The sequence below is a fragment of the Neoroseomonas marina genome (genome assembly GCF_012927745.1).
In the GTDB taxonomy this organism is placed as follows: domain Bacteria; phylum Pseudomonadota; class Alphaproteobacteria; order Acetobacterales; family Acetobacteraceae; genus Neoroseomonas; species Neoroseomonas marina.
Map to the genome: position 1 here is coordinate 331874 of NZ_JABBKX010000005.1, position 9625 is coordinate 341498.

The 9625-nt window shown below is 70.0% G+C and carries 7 protein-coding genes; 4 read left to right on the plus strand and 3 right to left on the minus strand.

Annotated elements, in window-relative coordinates; translation table 11 throughout:
• Together fcl and gmd are read right to left on the minus strand one after the other, a co-directional pair.
• The gene (gene fcl / locus GWK16_RS16540) at positions 1 to 954 is read right to left on the minus strand and encodes a GDP-L-fucose synthase (protein WP_211187478.1); all 954 of its coding nucleotides are present in this window, start codon (positions 952 to 954) and stop codon (positions 1 to 3) included.
• Positions 947 to 2032 (minus strand): GDP-mannose 4,6-dehydratase, encoded by a 1086-nt coding sequence (gene gmd, locus GWK16_RS16545; protein ID WP_170055066.1) that lies wholly within the window; start codon positions 2030 to 2032, stop codon positions 947 to 949. The genes fcl and gmd overlap by 8 nt, the downstream gene beginning before the upstream one ends.
• Before the next feature lie 208 nt (positions 2033 to 2240).
• On the opposite strand from gmd, the gene GWK16_RS16550 reads away from it, so the two are divergent.
• A complete protein-coding gene (locus GWK16_RS16550; RefSeq protein WP_170055067.1) occupies positions 2241 to 3218 on the plus strand; it encodes a GDP-mannose 4,6-dehydratase in 978 nt (325 codons plus the stop codon).
• A gap of 5 nt (positions 3219 to 3223) precedes the next feature.
• Here the strand turns inward: GWK16_RS16550 and GWK16_RS16555 are convergent, their stop codons facing one another.
• Positions 3224 to 4111, minus strand: a complete 888-nt coding sequence (locus tag GWK16_RS16555) for a glycosyltransferase family 2 protein (protein ID WP_170055068.1) — start codon at positions 4109 to 4111, stop codon at positions 3224 to 3226.
• A gap of 532 nt (positions 4112 to 4643) precedes the next feature.
• Between GWK16_RS16555 and GWK16_RS16560 the strand changes: the two genes are divergently transcribed.
• The 3 genes from GWK16_RS16560 (at position 4644) to GWK16_RS16570 (ending at position 9533) form a co-directional block, all read left to right on the plus strand.
• Complete coding sequence (locus tag GWK16_RS16560) at positions 4644 to 7643, plus strand: glycosyltransferase (protein WP_170055069.1); 3000 nt, start codon at positions 4644 to 4646, stop codon at positions 7641 to 7643.
• 12 nt (positions 7644 to 7655) lie between these two features.
• Positions 7656 to 8786: a glycosyltransferase gene (locus tag GWK16_RS16565; protein ID WP_170055070.1), complete on the plus strand. Its 1131-nt coding sequence runs from the start codon at positions 7656 to 7658 to the stop codon at positions 8784 to 8786.
• A 93-nt stretch (positions 8787 to 8879) separates the two neighbouring features.
• On the plus strand, positions 8880 to 9533 hold the full coding sequence (locus tag GWK16_RS16570) for a class I SAM-dependent methyltransferase (protein WP_170055071.1): 654 nt from the start codon (positions 8880 to 8882) through the stop codon (positions 9531 to 9533).
• The last annotated feature ends 92 nt before the right edge of the window (positions 9534 to 9625 follow it).

The following is a 9625-nucleotide window of genomic DNA, read 5'->3' on the forward strand; positions in this document are numbered from 1 at the left end:
TCAGCGCCGCAGGTCGGACTGCCGCAGGAACCAGTCGTAGGTCTGCGCCAGACCCTCGGCGAAGCCGATGCGTGCCTGCCAGCCCATCGCGGCGATGCGCGAGACGTCCATCCGCTTCAGCATGGTGCCGTCCGGCTTGGTCGTGTCCCACTCGATCCGGCCCTTGAAGCCCGTCACCCGCGCGATGGTCTCGGCCAGTTCGCGGATGGTGATGTCGGTGCCCGTGCCGATGTTGAGGTGCCCTTCCCCCGAATAGCGGCGCAGCAGGAAGGAACAGGCCTCGGCCAGGTCGTCGACATGCAGGAACTCGCGCCGCGGCGTGCCGGTGCCCCAGCAGGTCACGACCTCGGCGCCGTCCTGCACCGCCGCGTGGAAGCGCTGCAGCAAGGCCGGGATCACGTGGCTGCGCTCAGGGTGGAAGTAGTCGCCGGGCCCGTAGAGGTTGCACGGCATGGCCGAGATGTAGTCGCGCCCGTATTGCCGCCGGTAGGCCTGGCACAGCTTGATGCCGGCGATCTTCGCGATGGCGTACCACTCGTTCGTCTTCTCGAGCGGCCCGGTCAGCAGGGCGTCCTCGTTGATCGGGTTCGGCGCCTCGCGCGGGTAGATGCAGGACGACCCGAGGAAGAGCAGCCGGTTCACGCCCACCCGATGCGACGCCTCGATCAGGTGCGATTCGATCATCAGGTTGTCGTAGAGGAACTCGGCCGGATAGGAGTCGTTGGCGAGGATGCCGCCGACCTTGGCCGCGGCGACGATCACCGCATCCGGCTTCGCCTCGGCCATGAAGTCCTCGACCTCGGCCTGGCGGCGGAGGTCGACGCTCGCGCGGTCGGAGGTGACGACCTCCGCGCCCTCGGCCGTGAGCCGGCGCGCGCAGGCCGAGCCCACCATCCCGCGATGCCCGGCGACGTAGATCCGTCGCCCGGCGATCGGGAAGATGTCGTCAGCCATTCGACCGCTGCCCGGGGACGGCCGGCGCGGCGTCGCGCAGCAGGGCGATGTCGGCCCGCACCATCTCCTGCGCGAGTTCGGGCAGCTTGACCGTATGCGACCAGCCGAGCACGCGCTTCGCCTTGGCCGGGTTGCCGATCAGCAGGTCGACCTCGGTCGGGCGGAAATAGGTCGGGTCGACGCGCACCACGGTCCGCCCGGTGGCGCGGTCCACACCGGTCTCCTCGACGCCGCTGCCCTTCCATTCGAGGCTCATGCCCGCCTCGCCGAAGGCGAGGTCGCAGAAGTGGCGCACCGTGTGCGTCACCCCGGTCGCGAGCACGTAGTCGTCGCCCTTCTCCTGCTGGAGGATGCGCCACATGCCCTCGACGAAATCCTTCGCATGGCCCCAGTCGCGCTGCGCGTCGAGGTTGCCGAGATACAGGCAATCCTGCTGGCCGAGGCTGATCGCCGCCACCGCGCGGGTGATCTTGCGGGTGACGAAGGTCTCGCCGCGGCGCGGGCTCTCATGGTTGAACAGCACGCCGTTCGAGGCATGGATGCCGTAGGCCTCGCGGTAGTTCACCACGATCCAGTAGCCGTAGAGCTTCGCGGCGGCGTAGGGGCTGCGCGGGTAGAAGGGCGTCGTCTCGTCCTGCGGTACGGCCTGCACCTTGCCGTAGAGCTCCGAGGTCGAGGCCTGGTAGAAGCGCGTCGTCTTCTCCATGCCGAGGATGCGGATGGCTTCCAGCAGGCGCAGCGTGCCGAGCGCGTCCGAGTTCGCGGTGTATTCCGGCGTCTCGAAGGACACGGCGACATGGCTCTGGGCGCCGAGGTTATAGATCTCGGTCGGCTGCACCTGGGCCATGATGCGGATCAGGTTCGTCGCGTCCGTCAGGTCGCCGTAGTGCAGGAAGAAGCGCACGCCCTGCTCGTGCCGGTCGTGATAGAGGTGGTCCACCCGCGCGGTGTTGAAGGAGGAGGAGCGGCGCTTGATGCCGTGCACCTCGTAGCCCTTCGCGAGCAGCAGCTCGGCCAGGTAGGAGCCATCCTGGCCGGTGACGCCGGTGATGAGGGCAACCTTGCGGGTGGCGGACATGGGCATCCTTACAATCCAAGTGCAGCGCGACCGGGCGCCGGGGCCGCGTGTCTATAGCGACATGACTCCGGCGCCGGAAGCCTGTCGCCACCCCTCAAATTACGATATAGAAACAATGGACTGGGCCCGCGCCACATCGGTGCCTTGGCGCGGCCGCAGGATGCCGTGTATGGACCCCGTCGATGCAAGCAGCCGAGATCGGAACCACATGCCGCGCGCGTTGATCACCGGGGTCACCGGTCAGGACGGCGCTTATCTGGCGGCCCTGCTCCTCGGGAAGGGTTACGAGGTCTTTGGGCTGCATCACCGACATGGCGGGTCGGAGGCTGTCCAGGACCGCCTGCGGCGTCTCGGCTGCGGCGGCGCGGTCCAGATGGTGGACGGCAACCTGATCGATCTGTCCTCGCTCATTCGGCTGATGGACAGGGTCAAGCCGGACGAGATCTACAACCTCGCCGCCCAGTCCTTCGTGCGCATGTCGTGGGACCAGCCGCTGCTGACGGCCCAGGTCACCGCGATCGGCACGGCCAACATGCTCGAGGCCGTTCGCATCGCCTCCCCCGCCACGCGCTTCTTCCAGGCCGGGTCGAGCGAGATGTTCGGCCGCGCCGGGTCAAAGCCGCAGAACGAGGACACGCCGCTCAACCCGCGCAGCCCCTATGCCTCGGCCAAGGTCTTCGCGCACAACCTGACGGTCAACTACCGCGAGAGCTTCGACCTGCACGCCTGCAACGGCATCATGTTCAACCATGACAGCCCGTTGCGCGGCATCGAGTTCGTGATGCGCAAGATCACCGACGGCGCGGCGCGGATCAGCCTCGGCCTCGCGACCGAATTGCCTATGGGCAACCTCGACGCGCGGCGCGACTTCGGCCATTCGCGCGACTATGTCCGCGCCATGTGGCTGATGCTCCAGCATGCCGAGGCGGCGGACTACGTCGTGGCCACCGGCCGCGCGACGTCGATTCGCGAATTGTGCGAGGTGGCCTTCGGCTGCGTCGGCCTGAACTACCAGGACCATGTGCGCGTCGATCCGGCCTTCCTGCGTCCGGTCGACCTCGACGTCACCGTGGGCGACGCCAGCCGCGCGAAGGAACGCCTCGGCTGGGTGCCGGAAGTCTCCCTGCAGGAGATGGTGGCCGAGATGGTCGAGGTCGATCTGGCGCGGTGGCGCGCCCGGGCGTAACGCCCCTATCCGCCGACGCGCCGCTTCAGCCCCCTCAGGACGCGCACCATCCCGGGCGGCAGGTGCCTGGCGAGCCGCGCCTTCCAGCCTGGAACGCCGGCATGCCCTTCGCGCAGGCGGGCCGCTTCCATGCGCTCGGCGAGCCAGGCACCCTGGAACATCTCGATCCTGCGCCGGTCCCATTCGGGCGAGCGGTAGAGCGGCGAGGCGTTCTGGATGGCAAAGACTTCCGGCTGCCCCTTGGCGAGGTCCGAGGAGGCGCCGCCCATCGCGAAGGACGCGATCACGGTCGGGATCTGCCGGAGCCGGACGGTCGGGTCGCACAGGACCTTCAACCACCAGTCATAGTCGGCGTGCCGCCGCCAGCGCAGATCGAAAGGCCCCGTGCGGGCGAAGACCTCGCGCCGTGCCAGCGTCGCCTGATGCGGCAGGCAGCCCAGGACCATCTCGACGGGGGCCTGGTCCGGCGGCGGCGGCGTGTGGACGAAGGGTGCGCCGGCGCCGCGGATCTCCAGCGAACCGTAGTAGACGTCGCCGTCCGGCTGGCGCGCGATCTCGGCCATGGCGTCGCGCAGGGCGTTCGGGCCGGCAAACAGGTCGTCGGCATTCATGAAGATCACGAAGGCCCCGCTTGCCCGCGCCACGCCCTTGTTCATGGCATCGTACAGGCCCGAATCCGGCTCGGACACCACGACGGCCAGGCGCTCCCGATGGCGCTTCAGGATGTCCGGCGTACCGTCGGTGGAGGCCCCGTCGATGACGATGTGTTCGACCGGCGCGTAGCTCTGCGCCGCGACGCTCTCGATGCAGGTCTCGAGCGTAGCCGCCGCGTTGCGGCAGACGGTGACGACGCTGACGAGCGGACCGGAGTCCGTGGTGGGGGTGGAAGGCAAAAGGGTCCTGGGCTCCTGAAGGCCGGCCTTGCGGGCCTCCCCCTTTCTCAGCCGGGCGGGCCGACCGCAAGGGGCCTTTCCGCATCGGCCGGAATGCGATCACGAATCCTTGCGCGCCGCCGACCGTGGCGCGACGCCGGCAGGCCGACCTGGGACCGGGTCGCGTGGGCCGTCGCCGGCGGTTGCCAGACAGGAGGTGGGGGTGGGAGGACCTGCATGAAGGTCCGGGCGGCGCGGCTCAAGGAGATCCTGGCCGAATTCCAGCGCAACGGGCGCGCCGCCCTGTCGTTCGCGGAGGAGCCTTCGGCCCCGGCTGACCTCTCCGAGAGGCGCCTCGTCGGACTCGGCGCCTCCCCAGGCCATCGTCGGCGACGGGTTCGGGGGCACTCGCCGATGCGGCAGCAGTTCGGCGGGACTCCACCGTTTTTCTTGACGTGCTGCATTGCGTCAATTAGCGCCGCGGGCCACACATGACTGTGTCCGGGCGCGCATGTTTGCGCGCCCGCCGCCATGATTGGAGCGGACCCGCTACATGACGACAGAGACGCCGCAGGCGACCTCCGACCTCGAGCGGATCATCCCGCCGGAAATCAAGGACGACGCCTTCTATCGGCTGATCCGCGACCTCGCCGCGACGGAAAGCCTGCGGCACGTCCTTGAGATCGGCTCCTCGGCGGGGGGCGGCAGCACGGAGGCCTTCGTGGCCGGCCTGGCCGAAAACGCGGGAAAGCCGACGCTGCATTGCATCGAGGTGTCGAAGCCGCGCTTCGACGTGCTGAGCGCCGCCTATGCCGACCGGCCCTTCGTGCGCTGCTACAACATGTCGTCCGTCGCGCCCGAGGAGTTCCCGAGCGAGGACGATGTCATCACCTTCTACAGGAACGAGACATCGGGCCTGACGAAGTTCCCGATGGATGAGGTGCTGCGCTGGCGGGCGCAGGACATCGCCTATGTCCGCGAGGCGGGCGTTCCGGCCGGCGCGGTCGACCGCATCAAGGCCGAGAACGGCATCGCCGCCTTCGACATGGTGTTGATCGACGGGTCGGAGTTCACCGGCGAGGTCGAGCTCGCCAAGGTGCTCGGCGCGAAGCTGATCCTCCTGGACGACACCAACACGTTCAAGTGCTTCAGGGCTCGGCAGAAGCTGATGCTCGATCCAAACTACGAGATGATCGCCGACGACCAGACGCTGCGAAACGGCTTTTCCGCCTTCCGCCGCAAGCCGCAGGCCGATGACCTGCCGATCCACTTCTTCACCATCGTCCTGAACGGCGAGCCGTTCATCCGGTATCACGAGACGATGCTGGCGAAGCTCCCCTTCCGCTGGCACTGGCACGTCGTCGAGGGCGTCGCCGCCCTGCGCCACGACACCGCCTGGAGCGTGGCGCATGGCGGCAAGGTCACGGACGACATCCACCGCGACGGCCGCAGCATCGACGGCACCAGCGAATACCTGGACGACCTCGCGCGCCGCTACCCAGGGCAGGTGACGATCTACCGCAAGCCGCCCGGCAAGTTCTGGGACGGCAAGACGGAGATGGTGAACGCGCCGCTGCCCCACATCGACGAGGCCTGTCTGCTTTGGCAGATGGACGCCGACGAACTCTGGACCGTCGATCAGGTCGCCGAGATGCGCCGGCGCTTCCTCGCCGAACCGGAACGCGGCGCCGCCTTCTACTGGTGCTGGTACTTCGTCGGTCCCGACCAGGTCATCAGCACGCGCAACAACTACGCGCAGAATCCGGCGGTGGAGTGGCTGCGCACCTGGCGCTTCCGGCCGGGCGACCATTGGGCCGCCCACGAGCCGCCGACGCTGGTTCGCCCGCGCGAGGCCAGCGGCGAACCGATCGACATCGCGAAGCTGCAGCCGTTCATGCAGGACGAGACCGAATCCTTCGGCTGCGTCTTCCAGCACTTCGCCTACGTCACCACTGCGCAGCTTGCCTTCAAGGAATCCTACTACGGCTACGCGGGCGCCACGGCGCAGTGGCGCAAGCTGCTGGCGCGCGAGGAGCCGGGCCTGCTCGCCGACTACTTCGGCTGGGTGACCGACCGGACGATGTTCGACAAGGCCGCGCATTTCCGCATCGACCCGATCGCCCGGCAGGACGCCGCCGGCACCTGGTCCTTCGCGGCCCCCGAAGGTGCGAAGGACCGCGCGCCGGTCCCGGCGCGCCCGCGCATCCTGATCGACGGCATCTACTGGCAATACCTCGCTTCGGGGATCGGCCGCGTCTGGCACACCATGCTCGAGGAATGGGTGGCCGCCGGGCTCGCGGACCATTTCATCCTGCTCGATCGCGCCGGCACCGCGCCGCGCATCCCGGGCGTGCACACGCGCACCATCGCCGCCCACGACTACGGCCGCACCGGCGCGGACAGCCTGTACCTCGAGCGCATCTGCCGCGATCTCGGCGCCGACCTGTTCGTCTCGACCTACTATTCGACGCCTGTCGAGACGCCTTCCTTCTTCTTCGGCTACGACATGATCCCGGAGATGACCGGCGTCGATCTCGCCGATGAGGGCTGGCAGGAAAAGGCGCGTGCCATCCGCCACGCCGCCGGACATGCCATGATCTCGCACAGCTCCGCCCGCGACCTGGCGAAGCTGTTCCCCGAGGTGCGGGAAGAGGAGGTCGCCCTCGCCTATTGCGGCCTGCCCCCCGGCTTCGCGCCGGCGAGCGAGGCGGAGATCACCGAGACGCGGCGAAGCCTCGACCTGCGCAGCCCCTACATCCTGATGGTGGGCGACCGCAGCGGCGCGGGCGGCTACAAGAACGGTATCCTCGCCTTCCGCGCGGCCGAGATCGCCGCGAAGCGCGGCCTGAAGCTCGAGATGGTCTGCGTCGGCGGCCTGGCCGAGATCGAACCCGCCTTCGCCGCCGCCGCCCCCTCGGTCCGCTTCCACCGCATCAAGGCGGACGACGCGACGCTCCGCCGGCTTTATTCGGGGGCCCACGCGCTGGTCTACCCGTCGCGCTACGAGGGCTTCGGCATGCCGGTGCTCGAAGCGATGGCCTGCGGCGGGCCGGTGATCACCTGCCCGAACTCCTCCCTCGTCGAGGTCGGCGGCGACGCCGCGATCTTCGTCGGACCGGACGACGCCGAAGCCGCCGCCGATGCACTGATGGCGCTGTCGGACCCGGCGACGCGGGCCGCGCGCGTCGCCGCAGGCGTCGCCCAGGCCGCGAAGTTCACCACGGCCGCGCAGGCGCGCGACTCGCTGGCGGCTTTCCGCGCGACGATCGATGCGCTGCAGGCCGGGCGCGCGCCGCAGCCGGGGCCGGGCTGGCGCGAGTTCCGGACCTACCAGTCCGGCATCCAGGCCTGGCTGCAGGAACGCCCGGACCTCGCCGTCGCCGCGCTCGCCCGGGCCAGCGGCAAGGCGGGCACGGCGGCGCCGGCGCGTCCTTCGGGCGAGCTCCTGCGGGCGCTCGCGGAAATCGAGGCGATGAAGCGCAGCCCCTTCTGGCGGCTGCGCGACTATGTCATCCGCGCCCTGAAGGCGACCGGCATTCGCCGGCGCGGCTGAGCGGTGGCGCCATTGCGCATCCTGCTCTGGTATTGGGGGCGACGGGGAGCGGGGGCGCAGATCACCCAGGCGCTCGCTGCCGCCCTGGCGCGGCGGCCCGACGTCGAGGTCGCGCTGTCAATCTCCGCGCAATGCGAGCTGCGCGACGGGATCGAGGCGCTTGGCCTGCCGGTCGACGCGGTGCGGACCTATTCGAGCCTCGCGGGCTTCGCGGCACGGCTGCCGGCGGTGCCCCTGCTCGCACGGCGCCTGCGGCGCCAGGCGCTGGAAGTCCAGGCCGATGCGGTGGTCTCGACCATGACCCATCTCTGGACGCCCCTGGTCGCCCCCGGCCTGAAACGGGCCGGGCTCCGCTATGTGCCGATGGTCCATGACGCCGAACCGCATCCCGGCGACCCGGCCTCGCTGTGGGAATGGCGCCTCGGCCGGGAGCTGGACGCGGCGGCCGAGGCGATCGTCTTCTCGGACAGCGTGGCCGCGGGCCTGCGGCGGCGACGCCCCGCCCTGCCGCTGCACCGCCTGACGCTGCCGGCGCCGGTGGTGCCCGGCGCGGACGCCCGGCCGGCACGTCCCCCGGCCGACGGGCCGCATTTCGTCCACCTCGGCCGACTGCTGCCCTACAAGGGCATCGATCTGCTGCGCGACGCCTGGCCGCTGCTGCGGCGCGACCATCCGGACGCAACCCTGCTCGTCGCCGGCGAAGGGGATCCGGAGGCGCTCGCCCCCGGGATCGGCGCGTTGCCGGGCGTCACCCTGCGGCCGGGCTGGCTCTCGGAAGCCGACCTCGTCGGCCTGCTGGCCGCAGCCGACGCCGCGGTCCTGCCCTACCGGGAGGCCAGCCAGAGCGGCGTCGTCCCGGTCGCCCTCGCGCTCGGCGTTCCGGCGATCGTCACCCCGGTCGGCGGGTTGGCGGAACAGGTGCGCGACGGGCTGGACGGCCTCGTCGCCCGCGCCGTCTCGGCCGAGGCGCTGGCCGCCGCCATGGCGGAGGCCTGCGATGCCGCGCGCCTGGCCGCCCTCGCGGCCGGCGCCCGCGAAAGCGCCCATCGCCTGGCGGACTGGAAAGGCCTCGCCGCGCGACTCGTCTCCATCCTCGCCTCCGGTGCCGGCGGGACTAGCCGCGGGGCGGCCGGCGGGCGATAAGCGGCGCCCTTGGCCGGCCGGGACAGACCCGGCCGCGCAACCAGGAAGCAGCCTTCACCCCATGCCAGCCCCGACGGGTGCCGAGCCCACCGCATGAGCGGCGACAGCCTCTACCGCGCCGAGTTGTTCTTCCGCCGGCTGACGCCGGAATGGCTGAAGACGCTCGCCCGCCTCATGCGGCTGGTGTTCCAGCCCGCGCCGGCCCATGCGCCGACCATCCCGCAGCAGCAGCTCGACGGGGCAGTGCTGCTGAACGACCGCATCGCGATGCTGCATCGCCTGCCGAAGGGCGGGGTCGTGTGCGAGCTCGGCACCTGGCGCGGCGATTTCGCGCGCGCGATCCTGGACGTCGTGCAGCCCGCGGAACTGCACCTGGTCGACATCACCTTCGACAATTGCCGCAAGGACGTGCTGGACGATCCGCGCGTTCATCGGCACGAGACGATGACGACGGCCTACCTCGCCTCGTCCGGAACCCCGGCCTTCGACTGGATCTATGTCGACGCCGACCACGAATACCAGGCCGTGGCCGCCGACATTGCCGCCGCCAAGGGGCAGGTGAAGCCGGGCGGGCTGCTCGTCTTCAACGATTTCGCGCGGATCGTGCGCCCAGGCCTCGGCGTCTTCGGCGTGCACCAGGCAGTCTGCGAATTCGCCGTCGCCGATGGCTGGCCAGTCGCCTATTTCTGCATGAACGGGGAAGCGCTCTACGACATCGCGCTCCGCCGGCCGGATACGGTGGCCTAGGTGTCGCTGCCAAGGAGGTTGTCCCTGACTAATCGGCTGACGGGCGGCCTTCCGCCGAGGGCAGAGTGGGGCCTGAGGCTGTTGTAGTGGCA